This is a genomic window from Clostridioides sp. ES-S-0190-01 (assembly GCF_020658275.1).
In the GTDB taxonomy this organism is placed as follows: Bacteria; Bacillota; Clostridia; order Peptostreptococcales; family Peptostreptococcaceae; genus Clostridioides.
Genome location: NZ_JACVWA010000006.1, coordinates 1 through 24201 on the forward strand (window position 1 = coordinate 1; position 24201 = coordinate 24201).

25 protein-coding genes, 1 rRNA gene and 1 other annotated feature are annotated in these 24201 nt (G+C 29.2%); of the genes, 24 read left to right on the forward strand and 2 right to left on the reverse strand.

Features of this window, described 5'->3' with window-relative positions:
* The 9 genes from rrf to IC214_RS00925 all read left to right on the forward strand — a co-directional run.
* Positions 1-111, forward strand: a 5S ribosomal RNA gene (gene rrf, locus IC214_RS00885); the annotation flags it as partial.
* Between the two features lie 121 nt (positions 112-232).
* A complete protein-coding gene (locus IC214_RS00890) occupies positions 233-424 on the forward strand; it encodes a DUF378 domain-containing protein (protein ID WP_227436395.1) in 192 nt (63 codons plus the stop codon).
* A gap of 159 nt (positions 425-583) precedes the next feature.
* On the forward strand, positions 584-1993 hold the full coding sequence (locus IC214_RS00895; RefSeq protein ID WP_227436393.1) for an aminotransferase class I/II-fold pyridoxal phosphate-dependent enzyme: 1410 nt from the start codon (positions 584-586) through the stop codon (positions 1991-1993).
* Between the two features lie 97 nt (positions 1994-2090).
* Positions 2091-2780, forward strand: a complete 690-nt coding sequence (locus IC214_RS00900; RefSeq protein WP_227436391.1) for a dTMP kinase — start codon at positions 2091-2093, stop codon at positions 2778-2780.
* 2 nt (positions 2781-2782) lie between these two features.
* Positions 2783-3718, forward strand: a complete 936-nt coding sequence (locus IC214_RS00905) for an ATP-binding protein (protein ID WP_227436388.1) — start codon at positions 2783-2785, stop codon at positions 3716-3718.
* Entirely contained in the window at positions 3715-4608 is an 894-nt protein-coding gene (locus IC214_RS00910) for a stage 0 sporulation family protein (protein WP_227436386.1), read from the forward strand. Before IC214_RS00905 ends, IC214_RS00910 begins: the two co-directional genes overlap by 4 nt.
* A gap of 76 nt (positions 4609-4684) precedes the next feature.
* Positions 4685-5437, forward strand: coding sequence for a tRNA1(Val) (adenine(37)-N6)-methyltransferase (locus IC214_RS00915; protein ID WP_227436384.1), 753 nt, complete (start codon positions 4685-4687; stop codon positions 5435-5437).
* Entirely contained in the window at positions 5438-6271 is an 834-nt protein-coding gene (gene rsmI, locus IC214_RS00920) for a 16S rRNA (cytidine(1402)-2'-O)-methyltransferase (RefSeq protein WP_227436381.1), read from the forward strand.
* A 22-nt stretch (positions 6272-6293) separates the two neighbouring features.
* The gene (locus tag IC214_RS00925) at positions 6294-6998 is read left to right on the forward strand and encodes an HDIG domain-containing metalloprotein (protein ID WP_227436379.1); all 705 of its coding nucleotides are present in this window, start codon (positions 6294-6296) and stop codon (positions 6996-6998) included.
* Between the two features lie 211 nt (positions 6999-7209).
* Here the strand turns inward: IC214_RS00925 and IC214_RS00930 are convergent, their stop codons facing one another.
* Both IC214_RS00930 and IC214_RS00935 read right to left on the reverse strand, forming a co-directional pair.
* On the reverse strand, positions 7210-7638 hold the full coding sequence (locus tag IC214_RS00930) for an Lrp/AsnC family transcriptional regulator (RefSeq protein WP_021386461.1): 429 nt from the start codon (positions 7636-7638) through the stop codon (positions 7210-7212).
* A 37-nt stretch (positions 7639-7675) separates the two neighbouring features.
* The gene (locus IC214_RS00935) at positions 7676-9106 is read right to left on the reverse strand and encodes a nicotinate phosphoribosyltransferase (RefSeq protein WP_227436377.1); all 1431 of its coding nucleotides are present in this window, start codon (positions 9104-9106) and stop codon (positions 7676-7678) included.
* 131 nt (positions 9107-9237) lie between these two features.
* Here IC214_RS00935 and IC214_RS00940 point away from each other — a divergent pair, with 131 nt between their 5' ends.
* From IC214_RS00940 to IC214_RS01010, 15 genes are all read left to right on the forward strand, one after another.
* Positions 9238-9822 (forward strand): nucleoside recognition domain-containing protein, encoded by a 585-nt coding sequence (locus IC214_RS00940; RefSeq protein WP_227436375.1) that lies wholly within the window; start codon positions 9238-9240, stop codon positions 9820-9822.
* Positions 9823-9837: 15 nt separating this feature from the next.
* Positions 9838-10359, forward strand: a complete 522-nt coding sequence (locus IC214_RS00945) for a spore maturation protein (RefSeq protein ID WP_227436373.1) — start codon at positions 9838-9840, stop codon at positions 10357-10359.
* Between the two features lie 65 nt (positions 10360-10424).
* Positions 10425-10673, forward strand: a binding site (T-box leader).
* Between the two features lie 82 nt (positions 10674-10755).
* Positions 10756-12693: a methionine--tRNA ligase gene (gene metG, locus IC214_RS00950; protein WP_227436371.1), complete on the forward strand. Its 1938-nt coding sequence runs from the start codon at positions 10756-10758 to the stop codon at positions 12691-12693.
* Between the two features lie 29 nt (positions 12694-12722).
* Entirely contained in the window at positions 12723-13493 is a 771-nt protein-coding gene (locus IC214_RS00955) for a TatD family hydrolase (protein WP_227436369.1), read from the forward strand.
* Positions 13494-13758: 265 nt separating this feature from the next.
* Positions 13759-14190, forward strand: a complete 432-nt coding sequence (phnG, locus tag IC214_RS00960) for a phosphonate C-P lyase system protein PhnG (protein ID WP_227436367.1) — start codon at positions 13759-13761, stop codon at positions 14188-14190.
* Positions 14191-14204: 14 nt separating this feature from the next.
* The gene (phnH, locus tag IC214_RS00965) at positions 14205-14780 is read left to right on the forward strand and encodes a phosphonate C-P lyase system protein PhnH (RefSeq protein WP_227436365.1); all 576 of its coding nucleotides are present in this window, start codon (positions 14205-14207) and stop codon (positions 14778-14780) included.
* Between the two features lie 2 nt (positions 14781-14782).
* Positions 14783-15868 carry a carbon-phosphorus lyase complex subunit PhnI gene (locus IC214_RS00970; RefSeq protein WP_227436363.1) on the forward strand — a complete coding sequence of 362 codons (1086 nt, stop codon included), beginning with the start codon at positions 14783-14785 and terminating at the stop codon, positions 15866-15868.
* Between the two features lie 18 nt (positions 15869-15886).
* Complete coding sequence (locus IC214_RS00975; RefSeq protein ID WP_227436361.1) at positions 15887-16756, forward strand: alpha-D-ribose 1-methylphosphonate 5-phosphate C-P-lyase PhnJ; 870 nt, start codon at positions 15887-15889, stop codon at positions 16754-16756.
* Positions 16749-17621 carry an ATP-binding cassette domain-containing protein gene (locus IC214_RS00980; RefSeq protein WP_227436360.1) on the forward strand — a complete coding sequence of 291 codons (873 nt, stop codon included), beginning with the start codon at positions 16749-16751 and terminating at the stop codon, positions 17619-17621. The genes IC214_RS00975 and IC214_RS00980 overlap by 8 nt, the downstream gene beginning before the upstream one ends.
* A gap of 40 nt (positions 17622-17661) precedes the next feature.
* Complete coding sequence (locus IC214_RS00985) at positions 17662-18375, forward strand: phosphonate C-P lyase system protein PhnL (RefSeq protein ID WP_227436358.1); 714 nt, start codon at positions 17662-17664, stop codon at positions 18373-18375.
* A complete protein-coding gene (locus tag IC214_RS00990) occupies positions 18376-19545 on the forward strand; it encodes an alpha-D-ribose 1-methylphosphonate 5-triphosphate diphosphatase (RefSeq protein ID WP_227436356.1) in 1170 nt (389 codons plus the stop codon).
* Positions 19546-19548: 3 nt separating this feature from the next.
* On the forward strand, positions 19549-20385 hold the full coding sequence (locus IC214_RS00995; RefSeq protein ID WP_227436354.1) for a PHP domain-containing protein: 837 nt from the start codon (positions 19549-19551) through the stop codon (positions 20383-20385).
* Positions 20386-21381: an ABC transporter ATP-binding protein gene (locus IC214_RS01000; RefSeq protein ID WP_227436351.1), complete on the forward strand. Its 996-nt coding sequence runs from the start codon at positions 20386-20388 to the stop codon at positions 21379-21381. It begins immediately after the preceding gene.
* 17 nt (positions 21382-21398) lie between these two features.
* On the forward strand, positions 21399-23087 hold the full coding sequence (locus IC214_RS01005) for a putative 2-aminoethylphosphonate ABC transporter permease subunit (protein ID WP_227436349.1): 1689 nt from the start codon (positions 21399-21401) through the stop codon (positions 23085-23087).
* 11 nt (positions 23088-23098) lie between these two features.
* Positions 23099-24166: a putative 2-aminoethylphosphonate ABC transporter substrate-binding protein gene (locus IC214_RS01010; RefSeq protein WP_227863289.1), complete on the forward strand. Its 1068-nt coding sequence runs from the start codon at positions 23099-23101 to the stop codon at positions 24164-24166.
* Positions 24167-24201: the final 35 nt, after the last annotated feature.

The window sequence follows — 24201 nt, forward strand, 5'->3', positions numbered from 1 at the left end:
TACAATAGCAGAGAGGATACACCTGTTCCCATTCCGAACACAGAAGTTAAGCTCTCTAGCGCTGATGGTACTTGGTGGGAAACTGCCTGGGAGAGTAGGACGTAGCCACGTAATTTTTTTTATTTTTGTCAAAAAAAACAAAAAAATTATGTATTTCTTTTTTCATTTTGGGAAAACTAAACACAGGAATTATGGATTATCATAAAAATTTAATTCTTAAGGAGTGATATGAATGAAGAAAGTTGCTTTAGTTTTAGCTATAATTGGTGCACTTAACTGGGGAGCAATTGGTATTCTAGGAACAGATTTAATAGGTAGCATTTTCGGTGGAACATATGAAATGATAAGTAGAATAATATACTTTGTTGTGGGTCTAGCTGGATTGTATTTAATACCAAGTTTAATGTCTGATGACAGAGAATAATTCAATTTTTACTTTTTTATATTAAATACCTCATTCTAAATATTTAGAATGAGGTATTTTATTTTATAAAAATATTAATTTGTATCTTTTTTAATGGTAAAATAGATAGGAATCGAAGTTTTCAAACAAGTGGTAACAGTAGGGAAAAAGGAGTAATATATGTTTATAATTAATGAATTGAGTGAAATTGTAAATAAAGAAGTAATATCTTTTCATATGCCTGGACATAAAAAGGGAAAAATATATGAAAAATTAGGATATATAAATGTATTAGAAAATTTGTATAAAATGGATACAACTGAGATAATAGGGACAGATAATTTACATTCCCCAGAAGGAATTATAAAAGTCTCTCAAGAAAATACTGCAATGGTATTTAAAAGTGATTATACATATTATTTAATAAATGGAAGCAGTTGTGGCATCCAATCTGCAATAATGTCAGTGTGTAATCCTAAAAGTAAAATAATTGTGAATAGAGACTGTCACCAATCTGTTATAAACGGATGTATTTTGGGTGATGTAGATATAGAATATATTCCTTGCGAAATATGCAAAAATACTAATATTTTAAAAGGTGTGAATGTAATAAATGTAATTGATATAATAGATAAAAACTTAGATGCAAAAGCAATATTGCTTACATATCCTACATACTATGGAATGACATATGATTTGGAATATATCTGTAATTACGCACATAGCAAAAATATGGTAGTAATAGTAGATGAAGCACATGGTGCACATTTAGGACTTAGTGAGAAACTTCCTAAAACAGCTCTTGAGCAAGGTGCAGACGTGGTTATACAAAGTACTCATAAAACACTTCCATCTTTTACTCAATCATCAATGATACATGTACAGGAAGATAGAGTTGACTTAGATAAAATTTCAAACATGTTAAGAATTACTGAATCTTCAAGTCCTTCTTACTTATTATTATCTTCACTAGAATTAGCTGTAGATATATATGAAAATAAAGGCAAGGAATTAATGGAAGAACTTTTAGATAATATCCAAAATTTCAAAAATAATGTTAATAAAAATCTTGAAATATATAGTACAAATGATAAAACAAAAGTATTCATATCTGCTAAAAATATAGGATTAACAGGATATGAATTAGAAAATATCTTAAGAAAAAAATATAATATACAGGTAGAGTTGTCTAATTATTATGGCGTTCTATTAATCTGTACAATAGGAAATAGTACTCAAGATTTCATTAGTTTAGAAACGGCATTAGATGATATTGTAATAAAAGAATTTAAATCTACAAAACTAGATAACATAAAATATCCTGTTGATATTCCACAGAAAATATTAACACCTAGAGAAGCATTTTATAAAACTAAAAAAAGTGTTAAAATATATGACAGCATAGGTAAAGTATGTGGAGAATCTATAGTACCATATCCACCAGGGATAAATATAATATCCCCTGGCGAAATAATAAGTAAAGAAATAATAGATTATTTAAAGTTTTGTAGTTCTAAAGGTATGGTTATAAGTGGACTTAAAGATATGACTTTAAATTTTATAGAAATAATAGATTTAGAACATATATAAAGTAGGATTACTATGAAGAATCTATAGAATATTTATATATAAATTTATTTGAATAATATACTAAAATAGGCAAAATGTTTAGATGGAGGATATTAAAATGAGAGGTAAGTTAATAATTATAGAGAGTGGTTCAGATGCGAGTGGAAAGGCAACTCAAACAAAAAAATTATATGAAAGACTAAAAAAAGAAGGCTATATGATTAAGAAGGTAGAATATCCAAACTATGAGTCTCAATCATCTGCTTTGGTAAAAATGTATTTGAGAGGGGATTTTGGTAAAAATGCCTCAGATGTAGACCCATATATAGCATCAACTTTTTTTACAGCGGATAGATATGCATCATTTAAAACCGATTGGGAGGAATTTTATAATAAAGGTGGAATAATTATCGCTGATAGATATACAACCTCTAATATGGTGCACCAAGCTTCTAAAATGGACATTGCTGATAGAGAGGAATATCTTAACTGGCTGGCTGATTATGAATTTAATTTATTTAAAATACCTCAACCTGATTGTGTTGTATTTTTAGATGTTCCTATTGAGTTTAGTGAAAAACTTATGGAGAATAGAAAAAACAAAATTACAGGAGAAAAAGAGAAAGATATTCATGAAAGTGATATAGAGTATTTAAAGAAATCTTATAATAATGCTCTATATATAGCAGATAAATATGATTGGAAAAAAATAAATTGTGTTTCAAATAATAAATTAAGAAGTATTGAAAGTATACATAATGAAGTTTATGAAATAGTTCTTGATTCAATAAAATCTATGGAGAGATAAATATGTATTTTGAAAATATTATAGGACAAGATTTTGCAAAAAAATATTTAATAAATTCTATAAATAAAAATAAACTTAATAATGCGTATATGTTTGAAGGAATAGATGGAATAGGAAAAAAGAAATTTGCTGATGAGCTATCAAAATTGTTACTTGACTATGTAAATCTAGAAAATAGTCCAGACTATGTACTTATAAATCCAGATGGAAATAGTATAAAAATAGCTCAGATTAGAAACTTACAATCAGATATAGTAGTACGACCTCATAAAGACTATAAAATATATATAATAAATAATGCTGAAAAGATGACGGTAGAAGCTCAAAATGCCCTTTTAAAGACATTAGAGGAGCCTCCAAGTTACGCTATAATAATTTTAGTCACAAATAATAAAGAATCATTATTAGAAACGATAAAATCTAGATGTGACATAATAAAGTTTTCGCCTATACCAATAGCAGATTTAAAAACTTATTTAATAAATAAGGGCATAGAAGAAGAAAGAGCCCAAATATTGGCCACTTTTTCAAGAGGTAGTATTGAAAATGCTTTAGACTTATCTCAGTCGGCTGAGTTTTCAGTAATGAGGGACGATATACAACAATATATCCAAATAATGCTAGATAAAAATATAGTAGAGATTCTAAATATACCAAATAACATGGAGAAATATAGAAATCAGATTATAAGTTTATTGGATATTATGATAAACTATTTTAGAGACATTATTTTATTAAAAGAAAATGTAAATAGAGATATGTTAATAAATATAGATAAGCTAGTTTTTATCCAAAACATGAGTGGAAAAATTAGTTATTCTCAATTATCTAAAATTATTGATATAATAGAAGGTACAAAGACTAAAATTAAAAGTAATTGTAATTTCAATATAAGCATACAAGTTATGTCTTTAAATATATACGAGGTGATTAAATGATAAAAATAGTAGGAATTAGGTTTAAAAGTGCGGGGAAAATATATTATTTTGACCCTGTTGATTTTAATATAGAGCAAGATATGGATGTAGTTGTAGAAACTGCAAGAGGTTTAGAGTATGGTAAAGTAGTGGTTGGGCCAAAAGAAATGGACGAGAGCGAATTAGTTTCTCCTTTAAAGCCAATTATAAGAATAGCTACAGAAGAAGATAAGAAAATATATTTAGAAAATAAGGAAAAAGCAAAAGAGACTTTTGAATTATGTCAACAAAAGATAAAAGAACATGAGTTAACAATGTTTTTAATAGATTGCGAATATACATTTGATAGAAATAAATTGATTTTTTACTTTACAGCAGAAGGTAGAATAGATTTTAGAGAATTAGTAAAAGATTTAGCTGCCATATTTAAGACTAGAATAGAACTTAGACAAATCGGTGTTAGAGATGAGGCAAAGTCTATAGGAGGTCTAGGACCTTGTGGTAGAAAGCTTTGCTGTTCTTCTTGGTTAGGTGATTTTCAACCAGTTTCAATAAAAATGGCAAAAGACCAAAGCTTATCTTTAAATCCAACAAAGATATCTGGTATATGTGGAAGATTATTCTGTTGCTTAAAATATGAACATGATGTATATAGTGAAGCAATAGAAAAAATGCCTGTTGTGGGTGCATTGGTGCAATCAGATGATGGAAAAGGAAAAGTTGTAGAGGTAAATCCTTTGCTAGAACAAATCAAAGTGGAATTCCAAGACAAAACAGTAAAAATATATACAAGAGAAGATATAAAAATACTTAAAGAGCCTAAAAAGTGTGAGGGCTGTGGTGGTAAATGCAAGGGCAATGATGGATTAGATGAAGCTACACTAAAGGAGTTAAAGAAATTAGAAGATTAAATTTAAGGTAGGGCTTCTCCTACCTTTTTTAAAGCAATTAATGCTTAGAGCTACTAATATTTGAGGAGAGTTATATATGGGCATACAATTAAAAGATTCAGAGAGAATCGACGATTTACAATTAAAAGGTCTTAAAATTATACAAGATACTAATGGGTTTTGTTTTGGTATAGACGCTGTTTTATTAGCTAATTTTGCAAAAGTAAAAAAAGATGCTAAAGTTGTTGATTTAGGCACTGGTACAGGAATTATACCAGTTCTAATTGCAGGTAAAAGTGAAGCTAAGAAAATTATTGGTGTAGAAATACAAGATGATGTATATGAAATGGCAACTCGTTCTATAAAACTAAATAATTTGGAAGAAAGAGTTGAGATTATAAATGGAGATATAAAATCAATAGACAAAGTTTTGGAAGTTAATGGATATCATGTAGTTACATCAAATCCTCCATATATGCATATTGATGGTATAAAAAATCCAAATGATAAAAAAGCAATATCAAGGCATGAAGTAAAATGTAATCTAGAGGATGTAATAAAGACCGCATCTAGATTAGTTATGCCTAGAGGTAAATTTTTCATGATACATAGACCAACAAGATTGGTTGATATAATAACTTTAGGGAGAAAATACAGATTAGAGCCAAAAGTTATTCAGTTTGTTCATCCAAGACCTAAAAAAGCACCTAATTTGGTTTTGGTTCAATTTGTAAAAGATGGCAGACCAGAGCTTAAGATATTAGACCCACTATATGTCTATGGAGAAGATGGTAATTATACAGAAGAATTAAAATCAATATATAATAATGAAGATATAGGAGAGTTATAGATGAGTGGAAAATTGTACATATGTCCAACACCAATTGGAAATTTAGAGGATATAACGTATAGGACTTTAAGAATCTTAAAAGAAGTAGATTTAATTGCGGCAGAAGATACAAGACACAGTATAAAGCTTTTAAATCATTTTGAAATCTCAAAACCTTTGACTAGCTATCATGAGCACAATAAAGATTCAAAAGGCGATTATTTAATCAATAAATTAATTGATGGAGAAAACATAGCTTTAATAAGTGACGCAGGTATGCCTGGTATATCTGACCCAGGAGAAGAGATAATAAGACAGTCCATACAAAATAATATAGAGATAGAAGTATTACCAGGAGCAACAGCATTTGTAACAGCGTTGGTTGGCTCTGGTATGGATACACATAAATTTGTTTTTGAAGGTTTTTTGGATAGAGATAAAAAAGTTAGAAGACAACAGCTAGAAGAAATAAAAGAGGAAAGCAGAACTATAATTTTTTATGAATCACCACATAGATTGAAGGATACACTAAAAGATATGCTTAAAATTCTTGGAAATAGAAAAATTTCTGTAAATAGAGAGCTCACAAAAAAATATCAAGAGATAATAAGAGAAGATATAGAAACTGTTATAAAAATATTTGAAGAAAACGAAGTAAGAGGAGAGTTTGTATTAATAGTAGAAGGTTTCTATGGTGAAAAATCAGAAAAAAGAGATTATGATGCTCTTACAGATAGAGAATATGTTTTAAAGTTAATTGAAAGTGGTATGAACAAAAAAGATGCAATAAAAGTAGTTTGTAAAGATAGAAAATTAAAAAAGGATATTGTTTATAAACAAGTTCTGGATTTATAAAACCTGAATCTGAGGTGATTTTATGGAAATAGGAAAAATTATAATAGAGAGTTTAAAAAGGAAAGATACACATAAAACGTTTATAGAGTTGGATAAAAAGAATGAACTAGAAAAAGCAATCCCTAAAGTAAAAGCAATGAAATCTGTAGGAGAATGTAAATATCATGTTGTTAACTGTTTTGAACATTCTATAAATGCATTAAAAGAATTAGAAGTAGTGCTAAATGACAAAGAATTTTTTCCAAATCATTTGAGAGAACATGTGTCAAATTATTTGAATTTATATATTGATGATGAAATAAATAAGTCACAAGCATTAAAGTTAGGAATCTTTTTACATGATATAGGAAAGCCAGATAGTGTAACTTTAGATGAAACAGGTAGAGTTCATTTTACAAATCATGAAAAAATAGGTGCACAAATAGTAAATAATATGGGTACAAATTTAGAGTTATCAATACAGACATATAAACTTATAAGTAAATATGTAAGATATCATATGACACTTTTATCTTTATATAAGAAAAATGATTTGAGTAAAAAAGAGTTAGCTAATGTATTTAATTTAGTAGATGAAGATACTATAGGTATAATATTACTTGGATATGCAGATATAGTATCTACTATAAAATTATTAGGCAAGGATGAAGAAGTAGGAGTATTAAAGACCTATATGGAATATATTCTAACAAATTACTTATATAAGAGTAATTATACAAATGTATAAAGTTAGTTAATATAATTTAAGACTTATTTAGTTAATATAATTTAAGACTTATACAATTGATTTAAATTTAAAATATACAAACTTTAAAAACCTAAAAGAAGTTGTCTTTAATAGAATTAAAAAAGACAACTTTTTTTACATCAAAACTTAAAATTTTATTAAAAATATTTAATGGTGTATTAGCGAATAAACCATTAATGTTCAATTTATCTTACAATATTGATTTTGCTTGTATCGGTGTTGATAATATAACAGATGTCTTGGTAGAACCTATTTTCTTTATAGTATCAATCACGTTTTCTAATTCATACATATCTTTTACAATAACTTTTAAAAGTAAGCAATCATCACCTGTTATGTGGTGACATTCTACAATTCTAGGGTCCTTTCCAGCAGACTCAATGAATTCTGTATATCCATTACTTGGAAGAGATATGTGAATAAACGCTTTTATAACTCTACCTAATGAATCTGGATTAACAATTGCTTTATATCCTTCTATAACACCAGATTCTTCTAATCTCTTGACTCTTTCTGAAACTGCAGGAGAAGTTAAACCAACTATTTTTCCTAAGTCCTTCATAGAAATTCTCCCATCATCCTGTAAAATTTCTATGATTCTGTAATCTGTAACATCCATAAATAAACAGTCCCCCTTAAATAAAAATAATTAATGCCTATAAAACTTTTTTAGAATCTATCATTTTTGTTTTTAAATACCAAAGATCTCTAGATAAATCAACCTTGTAAATGTGTGGATTCGAAAGTCTTTTGTATTGTTCCCAGATAGTACTTAATTCATATTGTACATGATTTCTTATTTCAAGAACAGGTTTTTTATTATATTTGCATATTCCTTTTATATACAATGGCTTAAGAAGCTCTTTAACTTTATAATTTGTAAACGTCTTCGTTTTCCATGTATATGTAGGATGGAAGATTTCTAAAGGTTTAGATTCATCTATAACTTCATCATGTAACATAATTAAATCTGCCTCTGCTTTATTGTCCTCGTTATATATTCTTATAACTTTCTTGTAACCAGGATTATTTATTTTTTCTGGATTTTCAGAAATCTTTATCTTAGGTTCAAGCGTTCCTTTTTCACAAGATGCAGCTAATTTGTAAACTCCTCCAAGAGAAGGTGAATCGAAAGATGTAATGAGTTTCGTACCTACTCCCCATGAATTTATAGTAGCTCCTTCTGCCTTAAGTGATGTTATAGTGTATTCATCAAGGTCATTAGATGCAGTTATACTAATATCTGAAAAACCAGCACTATCGAGTTGTTTCTTTGCTTCTTTAGATAGATAAGCTAAATCTCCAGAGTCTAGTCTTATACCCATAGGTTTGTATCCTTTTTCAGAAATATTTTTGAAGACTTTTATTGCGTTAGGTACACCACTATTTAATACATCATAAGTATCCACAAGTAGTAGGCATTTATCTGGATAAACATCAGCATATGCTTGGAATGCTTCAAGCTCAGTATCAAATTTTTGTACCCAACTATGAGCATGTGTACCAATTATAGGAACATCAAACATCTTTCCAGCTAATACGTTTGCAGTTCCAGAACAGCCACCAATTACAGCAGCTCTAGCTCCATATATACCTGCATCTGGACCTTGTGCACGACGTAATCCAAATTCAAGTACAGTATCTCCTTGAGCTGCAAAGCAAACTCTAGATGCTTTCGTAGCAATAAGAGATTGAAAATTGACTATTGTCAACAATGCTGTTTCAATAAGTTGAGCTTGATACAAGGGTGCTTTAACAGTAATCAATGGCTCATTAGGGAACATTATAGTCCCTTCTTCAACAGCATAAATATCTCCTGTAAACTTAAACTCTTTCAAAAATTTTAAAAACTTGTCAGAAAATAAATTTAAGCTTTTTAAGTACTCCAAATCTTCATCTGAAAAATGAAGGTTATCTATGTATTCAACAACCTGATCAATACCACAAACTATAGTATACCCTCCATCACAAGCGTTTTTTCTAAAAAACATATCGAATACAACAATGTCTTCGTGAATATTTTTTTCAAAATAGCCATTTAACATAGTAAGCTGATATAAATCAGTAAGAAGTGTTAGATTTCTCATTATTTCTCTCCTTAATTATTATTAAATATTAAAAATTATAAAAACTCCCACACTTATACTAAAACATAATATAGTACAACTTTCAAGTATAAAGTATTACCTAACTATCATAAAATTATTTAAAGAGGAGGTTGATTATAATAGGAAAAATATGGTTTTACATGGTATCAATAGGAATAATAGGAAGTTTGATTTCTAAAAATATGGGAGAATTAAATAAAGTTATATTGAGTGAAACATCAAAAGGTATAGAATTTGCAATAAGTCTAGCTGGTATTATGGCACTCTGGATGGGTATAATGAATATTGCAAAAGAGTCAGGCTTGATTGAAAAAATAGGTCAGAAATTAAATCCTATAATGAGAAGATTGTTTCCTTCTATTCCAAAAGGTCACAAAGCAATGTCTTATATAGTTATGAATATTGCCTTGAACATGTTGGGTGCTGGTAATGGTGCAACAGCATTTGGCTTAAAAGCAATGAGTGAGCTTCAGACTTTAAATAACAAAAAAGATACAGCTACCAATGATATGATTATGTTTATGGTAATAAACATATCATCTATACAGATAATTCCATTTACTATAATTAAATTAAGAATGGATATGGGAGCTCAAAACCCAAGTGAAATAATTTTTACAACTTTATTTGCAACCATAATATCTACAGCAATAGCAATAATAACATGTAAATTTTTTCAAAGAAGATATAGATAAAGGGGATGTAGATATATGGAAGTATTTTCAAACTTACTTATACCAGTAATAATTTTGTACATAGTAGTTTATGGTAAATATAAAAAAATAGATGTATATGATAGTTTTGTAAAAGGGGCAATTGATGGTTTAAAGGCTGCATGGGATATTTTACCTTATATAATAGGTATATTTTTAGCAATAGGAATATTTAAAACTGGTAAAGGCCTTGATATGTTAGAATGGTTATTTACACCAATAGCAAATATGATGAGTATACCAAAAGAATTAATAGGTTTAATAAGTGTAAAACCTTTATCTGGAAGTGGTGCCTTGGGAATGTATAGCGAACTTGCACATAGAGTTGGAATAGGCAGTTTAGTAGAAAAAATGGGTGCTACAATTGTAGGCTCTTCTGAGACTATTTTTTATACAATGGCAATCTATTATGGGAGTTTAAAGATAAAAAATACTAGACATACATTGTCATGCGCTATGATTAGTCATGTTGCAGGAGTTATAGCAGCAGTTTTTATTTGCTATGTAATATTTGTATAATTTGTTGACAATGTGGGAAAAATTTTATAATATAGTGATTATATAGAAATAAATTGTAATATGAATTATAAGCTATGAAAAGAAGAGTAGATAAGGATTTTTTCTATCAGAGAGCTAGGTTAGGTGAAAGCTAGTGTAAAAAGATTTATTGAAGATGGTCTTGGAGCTTTTTATCTGAGCATATATGCTAAGGTAAAACGGTTAGGCACGTTATAGTCTACTAAGGTATCTATAAAGTTAATTTCTACATTTCATGTGAAACATAATCGTTATAGATGAATTAGGGTGGTACCGTGAATAATCTCGCCCCTATGTTAAATCATAGGAGGCGATTTTTTATTATTTTAAATGAAATATATATAATTATGAACGATAAAAAATTAGGAGGTAAGTAATATGAGCAAACCGAGTTTTTATGTAACAACACCAATATACTATCCAAGTGGAGGATTACACATAGGTCATACTTACTCAACAGTAGCTGCAGATACAATAGCTAGATTTAAACGTTTCTGTGGATATGATGTAAAGTTTTTGACAGGAACAGATGAACATGGTGAAAAAATACAAAAGAAAGCAATAGAACAAGGAATGTCAGAAATAGAATACCTTGATGGAATGATAAAAGATATAAAAGCATTATGGAATACTATGGATATATCTTATGACGATTTTATAAGAACAACAGAAAAAAGACATACAGATATAATACAAAAAATATTTACTAAGTTATATGAACAAGGTGATATATACAAAGGAGAGTATGAAGGTAGATATTGTACTCCTTGTGAGAGTTTCTGGACAGAATCACAGTTATTAGAAGGAAACAAATGTCCTGATTGTGGAAGAGAAACATACTTAGTAAAAGAAGAATCTTATTTCTTTAGATTATCTAAATATGAAGATAGATTAAAAGAGTTATTTAAAGACGATAGTTTCTGTTTCCCAGCTGCTAGAAAAAATGAAATGGTGGCAAATTTCTTAGATAAAGGGCTGGAAGATTTAAGTGTAACAAGAACAACTTTTGACTGGGGAATAAAAGTTCCTTTTGATGAAAAGCATGTAATTTATGTATGGGTAGATGCTTTATGTAACTATATAACAGCATTAGGATATATGACAGATAATGATGAAGAATTTAAAAAATATTGGCCTGCAAATGTTCAAATAGTAGGTAAAGAGATAGTGAGATTCCATACAATAATATGGCCAGCACTTTTAATGGCTTTAGGTTTAGAAGTTCCAAAACAAGTATTTGGTCATGGATGGATATTGTTTGCTGATGATAAAATGAGTAAATCAAAGGGTAATGTTGTTTATCCAGAGCCAATAATAGAAAGATATGGAATAGATACTCTTAAATATTTCTTATTAAGAGAGTTTGCATTTGGTCAAGATGGAAGTTATACTCATAGAAATTTTGTAACAAGAATAAATTATGACCTAGCAAATGATTTAGGAAACTTAGTAAGTAGAACTGTAGCAATGGTTGAAAAATACAACGGTGGTATAATACCAACAGTAAAAACTTCAACTGATTTTGATGCTGATTTAAAAGAGCAAGCTGTATCAACTAGAGAAAATTTTGAGGCTGAAATGGATAAAATGCAATTCCATGAAGCATTAGAGAGTGTATGGAAACTAGTTAGAAGAACTAATAAATATATAGATGAGACTATGCCTTGGGTGCTTGCTAAAGATGAAAGTAAAAAAGATGAATTAGATACAGTTTTATATAATTTATGTGAATCTATAAGAATAATTGCAACACTAATAAATCCTATAATGAATGAAACTGCTAATAAGATATATGCACATATAGGAATACAAGGTCAAGATGATATAACTACATGGGAAAGCACAAAGACATTTGGTCTTATTGGAGAAAACGTAAAAGTGTTTAAAGGCGAACCTTTATTCCCAAGACTAGATGTAGAAAAAGAAATAGAAGAATTAACTAAAATGTTTTCTGGGAAACCTCCAGTAGAAGAAAAACCTTTAGAGCATAAAGAAGAAATTACTATTGATGATTTGGATAAAATAGAGCTTAGAGTAGGAAAAATAATAAGTTGTGAAAAGCATCCAAAAGCAAATAAATTATTAGTATCACAAGTTAAGATTGGACCAGAAACAAGACAAATAGTGTCTGGAATAGCTGAATACTATAAACCAGAAGATTTAGTTGGTAAAGAGGTTACAGTGGTATGTAACTTAAAACCAGTTAAGTTAAGAGGTGTAGAATCTCAAGGGATGATATTAGCAGCAGGAGATGATGGTGACCCTTATGTTCTACCATTTACACAAGGTGCCAAGGATGGATGCGAGGTTCGCTAATAGGCAATTAAACAGTAAGGAGATAAAAAATGTTATTTGACTCACATGCACATTTAAATGATGAAAGTTTTGATGAAGATAGAGATGAACTTATTGGTTCATTAAAAGAAAAAGGTGTAGATTTGGTTGTAAATCCAGGAGCAGATATAGAAACTTCTATAACAGCAATTGAACTATCAAAAAAATATGACTTTATATATTCGGCAGTTGGGGTACATCCACATGATGTATCAAAACTAGATGATACAGCAATAGACACTCTAAGAAGACTTGCAACTGAAAATGAAAAGGTTGTGGCTATAGGAGAGATTGGGTTAGATTATTATTATGATTATTCTCCAAGAGAAGAGCAAAAAGAGTGGTTTAAGAAACAAATTGAACTAGCTAATGAGTTAAAGCTTCCAATAATAATACATGATAGAGATGCACATGCGGATACTTTTGAGATAATAAAAAACACTAAGAGTCCTGAAATAGGTTGTGTGCTTCATTGTTATAGTGGTAATGTGGAATTAGCTAGAGAATATGTTAAAATGGGATGCTATATATCAATTCCAGGAACAGTTACTTTTAAAAATAATAAAAAAACTAGAGAAGTTGTAAGAGAGATACCTCTAGAAAGACTGTTTATAGAAACTGATTCACCATATATGTCACCAGAACCACATAGAGGAAAGAGAAATAATCCTTCTCAAGTAGCTTTTGTTGCAGATAAAATAGCTCAAGAAAAAGGAATATCTTATGAGGAAGTGTGTAAAATTACTAAAGAAAATGCGAAGAAGTTCTTTAATATAAAATAAGTAAATTAAAAATAAAATTTACAATTATACAAAAATAATAGTTATAAATATAGAAAAAGCATACCATTCAGTTTGAATGGTATGCTTTTTTTATTTGTAATATTATAATTTTTTATTAGTTTTACAACATACTTCTTAACATTGTTAAAAAAGAATTTACAAGATATTCACTAGAATTAACTCAAACATAATATCCATTTAACTTAGATTGTATATTATATTCTTAGAAATAAGTAAATAAAGGAAAGATTAAGGAGGCAAAATTTTGCATACAGTTGATAGTACTAAGATATTGATAAATATGAACTATGAGAAATTAGAGCAAATATATTTAATGATAAAAAATACATCAAGCATTTCTATAATTAAAGCCCCTAGCTTAGCTACAGTGATGGTGAGAGCCAACGAAAGTGTAAAAAATACTACATTTAATTTAGGAGAAATACTAGTTACAGAGTGTAGTGTTAAGGTAGATGAAAGCTTAGGTTATGGTATAGTTGCAGAAAATAATGAAAAAAAAGTTATTTGCTTGGCAACTATAGATGCAGTTTTACATAGCAATAATAATAAATTTGATGAATTAAAGAACTACATAAATAAAAGTATCTGTGAAGAAAGTTTAAGATATGAGCAAGAACTTATTAATGAATTTAGTTTAATTAATAAAACAAAAGTCCAATTCAATACTATGGATTAAGTAGGAGGAGAATCATGGTAAGTTACACGCAAGAAATATATAGAAAGTTGCTAGATAGTGCTTCATTTCCTGGGAAATTAAATAACATCAATAATATAAATATAGAAAATAATACAAAATTATCAAATGGAGCAATTGGTATAGCAATTACTTTATTAGACCAAGAAGTTACCTTCTATATAGAAAACTGTACTAAAGAAGATATAAAAAATATAAGAGCGCTGACAATGTCAAACCAAGTAAATTACAATAAATCAGATTATCTGTTTTTAGATATTAATTCAGAATTAGATATACTACAAATTAAAATAGGTTCTTTTGAATATCCTGATGAAAGTACAACTATAATACACCAAGTAAATGAACTATCAACAGATTATAAAGATAAATTCATAAGACTTTATTTAAGTGGTCCTGGTATAAAATCTAAAAAGAATTTATATATAGATGGAGTTAAACAAGAATTCTTAGAAAGATTACTTATGATAAATAAAGACTATCCGACAGGGTCAGATTTGATTTTAATAGATAACAAAGGAGAACTTGCATTTATACCAAGGTCATCAAAATTAAGTTGGGAGGTATTATAATAATGGCTTATGTGGCAGTTAAAGGTGGAGAAGAAGCTATATTACAGGCTAAAAATATACTTGAATTTTATAGAATAAAAGGAGAAAGCCTACCAATAGATGTAAAACAAATTAAAGAGCAAATGTCTTATGCTGTGGACAAAGTGATTTCTGAAGGAAGTCTATACAATAAGGAATTATCTGCATTAGCTATAAAACAGGCTCAAGGTGATATATTAGAAGCATCTTTCTATATAAGAGCATTAAGGTCAACAATGCCTAGAGTAACCTATTCAGAACCTATAAATACAGAAGAAATGAGAATAGGTAGAAGAATATCAGCTACATTTAAAGATATACCAGGAGGGCAGTATCTTGGAGCAACTAGAGATTATGAAAATAGAATACTAAATGTAGAGTTGCTTAAAGAAGATGAAGAAAAAAATAGAGATTTTAAAGCTAACTATATAAATGACTTAGAAAAAGTGAATGAAATACCTAAATTCACAAAAGTATCTAATATATTTAGAAAAGAGAATTTGTTGGAAGAGGATACTTATGAAGATAAATTAGAAGAAGTAATAGATGATATTACAAGAAACAGCCTAAGATTTCCAGTTTCTAGGTCAGCTAAATTGCAGGCACTTACTAGAGGTGAAAGTGGAGCCGTATCAGGGTTTGCTTATTCTATTGTAAGAGGTTTTGGTGATGAACATCCATATATAAGTGAACTTAGGACAGGAGATGTATATATAAAAATAAAACATCCTATTTATGAAGATGAGCAAATAACAATCGGAGAAATGTTAGTTACTGAGTGTGAAATAGTATCAAAAGCATCACAAAGTAAGTCTGAAAATTCTAAAAATAAATCGGGAGATATAAATAAAATGTCTTTAGGATATGGTCTTTGTATGGGAAATAATGAAAATAAGGCTATATCTATGGCTATACTAGATAAATCTTTGGAACCAAATAGTGAAAAATTAGCCCAAGATGAAGAATTTGTATTACTTCATATAGATGGTATAGATTCATTAGGGTTTATATCTCACTTTAAGCTTCCTCACTATGTAGATTTTAAAGCAGATGTAGAAAGAATAAAATAGGATATGGAGGGAAATTAAGTGATATATAACTATGGTTTTTTAGATGAAAATACAAAAAAAGAAATCCGAAGAAAAATACTAAAAGCAGTTTCAATACCTGGTTATCAAGTACCTTTTGGTTCAAGAGAATTACCTATTGCTAAGGGATGGGGGACTGGAGGACTACAACTAACCCTATCATTGCTTGGTGAAAGTGATGTAGTAAAAGTGATTGACCAAGGAAGTGATGATTCTACAAATGCTTGTAATATAAGAAATTTTATTTCAAGTGTAAGTAATGTAGAAACTACAAAAGATACATTAAAATCTACATTGATTCAAACAAGACATAGAATACCAGAAGAAAAATTAATGTCTAATCAAATACTGATATTTCAAGTGCCAATACCAGAGACACTTAGAATAGTAGAGCCTAGTGAAGTAGAGACAAGAAGAATGCATTCAGAAGAAGATTATAGTAGGATGTGGGTATATCTGTATGAAGATATAGTTAAATTTGATGATATATCAATAGCAGCAGAGTATCCATGTAAAGTAAATGATAGATATTTAATGAATCCATCGCCAATACCAAGATTTGATATAAAGAAATTAAACATGTCAGATAACTTATTTTTATTTGGTGCAGGTAGAGAAAAGAGAATATACGCTATACCTCCATACACAAAGGTAGAACCTTTAGAATTTGATGACTATAAATTTGAAGAGGAAAAATTTGAAGGAAAACATTGTAGTTTATGTAAAAGTTCAAATACATTTCTAGATGAAGTATATGATGGTGATACTAATGAAAAGTACTATAGCTGTTCTGATACAAGTTATTGTGAAAAAGTTAGGTTAAGAAATGATGGCGTAGATGTGGCAATTGGAGGTGCTTGGAATGAGTAGTGCAAAACTAGGCGAAGACAAAAAAATAGAAAATATAGATAAACAAGTGTTAATAGGAAAAAATATTAATCTTATTTATGGAGATGGATGTGAAAATTGTTTTGAGAGTACAGGATATGAAAGTAATAATATATGTAAATATTGTGGTTCTATAGTTGCATGTAATAATGTAAATCTTGAACTTTATGAAGGAGAAGTTCTTGGTATTGTTGGAGAATCTGGTTCAGGAAAAAGTACATTGTTAAAGATTTTGTTTTTTCAAGAGAATGCAAATAGTGGAGAAGTGTACATGTCAAATTATGACAAGTGTACAAATATATTAGAACTCTCAGACCAAAAAAAGAGGTACATAAAGAATCATTTTATGGGTATTGTATATCAAAATCCCCACCTTGGTTTAAATTTGAATTTTAGTAGTGGTGGGAATATAGCAGAGAAATTATTAATGGCTAATATATATAATGTTGAGAAAATAAGAGATAGGGCTAAAGAGCTTCTAGTAAAGACTAATATACCTGTAGAAAGAATAGACCACAAACCGAAATATTTTAGTGGGGGAATGCAACAAAGAGTTCAAATAGCAAAAGCACTTTCTAATAATCCTCCAATACTTTTATTAGACGAAGTTACAACAGGACTGGATGTTTCTGTACAAGCTGAGGTATTAGATTTAATAAGGGAAATACAAAGAGAGCTTAAAATCTCTATGATAGTAGTATCTCATGACTTTGATGTTATAAAAATGCTTGCTGATAGGACAATTGTTATGAAAAATGGAAGTGTAATCGAATCTGGTTTAACAGACCAAATAATGGAAGACCCACAGCATCCATATACTCAGCAACTTATAAATTCACTACTATAAATAATATTTGTAAATAAGTAAAATGGGGGTTTTAAATAAAATGGAAGAAATTATACTTGAAGTAAATAATTTTAGCAAAGATTTTGAATTACATGCATTAAATAAAACTATAAAAGCGTGTAGTGAAATAAATTTTACAATTTCCAAAGGTGAATTTTTAGGAATAATAGGAAAATCTGGAGCGGGAAAGTCTACTATATTAAAAAGTATTTATAAAACATATATCCCAACGACTGGAGAAATAATATTTAACTCAGAAATATATGGAAAGATAGATTTATCTACAATTGGTGACAGAGAAATGATAAATCTTAGAAAAAAGGAAATAGGATATGTATCACAGTTTTTAAAAACACTTCCACGAATAACGGCTATTGAGCTAGTAGTACATTCTTTAATTGAGAGTGGATTTGAAAAAGATTGTGCATATGATATGGCAAAAGATATACTAACTCAGTTTGAAATAAAGGAAAACTTGTGGGATGCTTATCCGAATAATTTTTCTGGCGGAGAAAAATTAAGATTAAATCTAGCACAAGCTATGGTCAAAAAACCTAGGCTTTTGTTACTTGATGAACCAACTGCATCACTTGATAATCAATCTAAAATATACGTAAAAGAAAAAATGTTGGAACTTAAAAATCAAGGAACTACAATGATAGGGATATTTCATGATATAGAATTTATGGAGACTGTTATAGATAAAACATTTACTATGACAAAAGGCACTATAAGTGAAAGTGGGGTAGCTTAGATGGTAAAATTAATTCATAATGCAAATATTGTATTGGAAGATAAAATATTAGAAAATGGCCATTTAATTATAGAAGGAGATACAATAAAGAAAGTCTCAAATGATAAGATTGATTATTTACTAGATTTCAACGAGATAGATGAAATAATAGATGCAAAAAACTTATATGTTATACCTGGTATCATAGATATTCATAGTGATGCTATTGAAAAGGAAATAGAGCCAAGACCAAGTACATTATTACCATTTAATATGGCATTTTATGAACTAGATAAAAAACTACCTGCAAATGGAATAACAACAGTTTATCATTCTATATCTTTGGGTGATGGAGTAGGAGTTAGAAGTATTGATAATTCTTTGGAAATGATTGAAAATATCGATTCGTACAAAAATATAAATAGTAAGAATATAAATCATAAAGTTCACTTAAGGTATGAAGTGTTATACCATGAAGGTTTAGAGAAGGTGTCAGAGTTGTTAGAAGAAGATAAAATAGACTATTTATCTATAATGGACCATTCTCCAGGACAAGGTCAGTATACAAATCCAAAGTTCTATAGAGAGTATGCTACTAAGGTATGGGGAGTAACAGAAAATTATGTAGATACATGGTTAGATGACTTAGTAGATTTACATGATAATTTAGATTGGAATAAAATAGCCAGTGTCATCGGAGTGGCAAAAACTAAAAATATAAATGTTGCATCACATGATGATGATACGTTAGAAAAAATGGATTTTATAAAAAATATAGGAGTTAATGTATCTGAATTTCCTATAACTCTTGAAGTTGCAAAATATTCAAAGAAATTGGGTGTTTTAACTTGTCTAGGTGCCCCAAATATTGTAAGAGGGAAATCTCATAATAACAACTTAAAGGCAATGGATGCTATATTGGAAGACTGTTGTGATATTGTTTGTTCAGACTATCTTCCATCAGCAATGATAAAGTCCATGTGCATAGTTGCACAAGAAACTAACAATCTAAATAAAGCAGTTAACCTATTTACTTCAAATCCAGCTAAAGCAGTTGGTATATATGGTGAAAGAGGTAGCATAAAAGAAAATAAAAAAGCGGATTTAGTTTTATTGGATATTGATAGTGAGTATCCAAGAGTTGTAAATACTATTGTAAATGGAAAAACAGTTTATAAAAGGGAGGTATAAAGATTGTTAACAGATTTACATTGTCATACAAGCATATCAGATAATAACTTCACTACAGAAGAAATAATTAAGAGAGCATCAGAAAATAATATAAGTGTTTTAGCAATAACAAATCATGATACATTGTCTGGATTAGATGAAGCTATCATATTGGGAGAAAATTATGGAATAACTATAATACCAGGTATAGAAATATCAGCATACGATTATAAAAACAGAAAAAGAGTTCATATCTTGGGCTATAACATAGATTTAAATAGTCAAGAAATAAAAAATTTATGTAATCCAATGGTTTGTGATAGACATAAAGCATCTGTTAAGATGGTAAATAAAATTATAGATTTAGGATATAAAATATCTCTAGAAGATGTAAAGAAATATTCATCAAAGACTGGAATATTTAAACAACATATAATGAAAGCGCTTATAGATAAAGGATACACAGATAAAATATATTCAAGTTTATATAAAGAGTTGTTTCATAGAGGAAATGGTAAGGCGTATGTATCTTTAAAATATGTAGATTATAAAGATGCAATAAGAGCTATAAAAAGTTCTGGTGGAATTTGCGTACTAGCTCATCCTGGGCAAATGGACAATTTTAATGCTATTGAAGATATGGTGAATGTTGGATTAGATGGGATAGAAGTGTATCATCCATCTCACAATAAAGACTTAGAAAAAGAGTCACTTTCTTATGCTAAGAAATACAACTTAGTTGTTACAGGAGGCTCAGATTATCATGGGCTTTACTCTCAGCATGAGTGTGACCTAGGAAGTAAAAGCTTAAATAGAGAAGATTTATTTAAGTTTAGGTTAGCCTTAGGAGGGGTTTTATAAATGTCTTTTTTACAAGTTAAAGATGTAAGTAAAAGTTATGGACAAGCTAAAGTGCTAAAAGACATATCTATTGATATTGAAAAAGGAGAGTTTATTTGTTTATTGGGACCAAGTGGATGTGGGAAAAGTACATTGCTTAGGATAATTGCAGGGCTTGAAGACAAACATGATGGAAAAATAATAATAAATGATAAAGATATGACAAACTCACCACCTGAAAGTAGAAATTTTGGTATAGTTTTTCAGTCATATGCACTATTTCCAAATATGACTGTTTACAAAAACATAGCTTTTGGCTTAGAAAATAAAAATATAAATAAATCTAATATTGATAAGAAAGTTAATGAAGTTTTAGAGGTAGTAGAATTAAGTGGATATGAGAAAAAGTATCCCTCTCAATTATCAGGAGGGCAACAACAGAGAGTCGCACTAGCTCGTGCAATTGCTCTAGAGCCAGATTTTTTACTTCTTGATGAACCATTATCTGCATTGGATGCAAAAGTAAGATTGAAACTTAGGGAACAGATTAGAAGCTTACATAGAAAACTGGGTATTACTACTATAATGGTAACTCACGACCAAGAAGAGGCACTTTGCTTGGCGGATAAAATGGTTGTTATGAATAGTGGAGAAATAATACAGGTTGGGACTCCAAAAGAAGTATATAAAAATCCAGAGACCCCTTTTGTAGCTGATTTTATAGGAACAATAAACTTTATAGATGATGGTATTAATAAGATAGCTATCAGACCAGAAGATATAAAAGTAGAATTTAATAGAGATTCTAAAGACAATGATATCAAAGTTGGAGAGATTTTAGATATTGAATTTAGAGGATTTAACTATAGAATTACAGTTGAGTATTGTTCTAAGAAAATAAAATTAGATATAGTTTCAAAAGTTGCAGAACAAATGAAACTATGTATAGGGTCTAAAATAAATTTTAAAATTCCCAAAGAAGGAATTGTAGAATATAAATCAGAGGGATGTGCTTAATAGCTAGGGGTGAATAAATGATAACAACAAAAAACAAAAGAAGGATAAGTGATAGTACAATACAAAAATGTTTTTTAATTTTTTCGCTAATTATACTAATAGTATTTATATTGTTTCCTTTAGTATCATTATTAAAAAATGCATTTTTAGATACAAGTGGAAACTTCATAGGTATTTCAAATTTTAGTAAATATGCTGAAAATCCAAGTCTTATAGCATCATTTAAAAATTCAATTTTTGTATCTACAGTTTCATCTTTAATATCACTATGTTTAGCATTTATCTATTCATATGCAATAACAAGAACAAATATAAAATTTAAGAATTTTTTTAAAACTATGGGAATGTTTCCCCTTTTTGCACCAACTATGTTATATGGTATTTCACTTATATACCTGTTTGGAAATAAAGGAATATTTACAACAATGGGATTTGAGATACCATTATATGGACCATTAGGAATAATTGTCTCTCAAATACTGTTTACATTTCCACAAGCTTTTTTAATACTATCCGTTGCTCTTTCAATGGCAGATTATAGACTTTATGAAGCAGCAGATAGCTTAGGGGCTAGTGATTTTAAAAAGTTTTTTAAAATTACAATTCCAGGCATAAAGTACTCACTAGTAAGCTCCTTCTTTGTATCCTTTATACTTGCATTTACAGACTTTGGAGCAGCAAAAGTAGTCGGAGGAAACTATAATGTGTTAGCTACAGATATATATAAGCAAGTAGTAGGGCAGTTTAACATACCAATGGGAGCAACTGTTTCTATGGTAATGTTGATTCCTGTACTAATAGCTTTTACATTAGACAAGGTGGCAAGTAAAAAACAAGGAATGACTATAACAGCAAAATCTATGCCTTATAAAATTAAAGAAAACAAATTTAGAGATAGAGTATTTTTAATAGCATGTAGTTTTATAACTTTATTAATCTTCATTTTGATATTTGTTTCAGTTATAGGTTCAGTCATAAAATTATGGCCATATAACCTAAGTTTTACAATGGAACATTATACATTTAAAGGTATTTTAGGAAGCGGATTAAAAACCTATTTAAGCAGTTTAAAAATATCAACATTAACAGCTATATTTGGAACTATATTTGTGTTTTTTAGTGCATACATGATAGAAAAAGTAGATAAGTTTCCACGATTAAGACAAACAGCTTACTTTTTATCTATGATACCAATGGCATTACCAGGTCTAGTGCTAGGAATATCATATATAACTTTTTTTAACTCAGCAAGTAATCCACTAAATTTCCTATATGGTGGTACAGCTATACTTGTCATAGTAAATATAGTACATTTTTACTCTGTTTGCTTTATAACTTCAAATTCGTCACTAAAAATGTTGGATAGAGAGTATGAGTTAGTTGCAAAATCTATAAACATTCCCTTTTATAAAGTGTTTTTCAACATCACAGTACCAATGTCTATAACATCAATACTTGAGATAGTAGTATATTATTTTGTAAATTCAATGGTTACTGTTTCAGCATTAATATTTTTATATACTCCTCAGACTCAGACTGCATCAATATCCATATTGAAGTTAGATGAGATAGGATATATAGGACCATCAGCAGCTATGGCAGTATTAGTGCTTTTAACAAATATAATAGTAAGACTTTGCTATGAATTCGTAACAAAAAAATTAAAAAATAATACACAAAAATGGCAACAAAAAGATGTTGCATAGGGGAGGTAAAGATGAAATTTAAGAAGCTAGTTTCTTTAGGAGTATTATCAACACTTTTATTGAGTGTAATAACAGGATGTAGCACTGCCTCATCAGGTGGAGACTCAAAGTCTGATAGTAAAACAAAAGGTGATTTAACAGTTTACACAGCAATCGAAGAAGACAGTATAGACCCATATTTAGCTACATTTAAAGAAAAATACCCAGATATTAAATTAAATGTTGTTAGAGCATCAACAGGAGATATAACAGCAAGACTATTAGCAGAAAAAGATAATCCTCAAGCAGATATTGTATGGGGGATTGCTGCCACAAGCTTGCTAGTTGCAGATGACCAAGGAATGTTAGAACCATACGCTCCAGAAGGGTCTGATAAAATAGACCCTGCATTTAAAGATGGTAAAGAAGTACCTTCATGGGTTGGAATAGATGCTTGGATGACAGGTATAACAGTAAATACTAAAGAATTAAAAGATAAAAATATACCAGTTCCTAGTTCTTATGAAGATTTGATAAAGCCAGAATATAAAGGTCTTATATCTATGCCTAATCCATCTTCTTCTGGTACAGGATATTTAACGGTATCAGCGCTTATACAAATTATGGGAGAAGAAAAAGCATGGCAGTATATGGATAAGTTACATGAAAATATTGGTGTATATACTCAATCAGGTTCAGCTCCAGCTACATCGGCAGCTTCAGGAGAGTATCCTATAGGGATATCTTTTGGATACAGAGGCATAAAATTAAAAGAAGAAGGTTATCCAGTAGAAGTAGTGTTTCCAAAAGAAGGTTCTGGATGGGATATAGAAGCAAATGCTCTTGTAAAAAAAGATAATATAAAAGAAGCTTCTAAGGTATTTTTAGATTGGGCAATAAGTAAAGATGCAATGAATGAGTATTCTAAGAACTATGCAGTTACTACAGTTGATACAGGAAATCCAATCCCAGAAGGATTCCCTAAAAAGCCATTAGAACAAATGATAGATAATGATTTAAAATCAGCAGCAAAAAATAGAGAAACTATATTAAATAAATGGATATCAAAATATGATGGAAAGACAGAAAAGGAAAGTTAAATTCATTAATAAAATCCAATAAAAAAGAGCCTAGA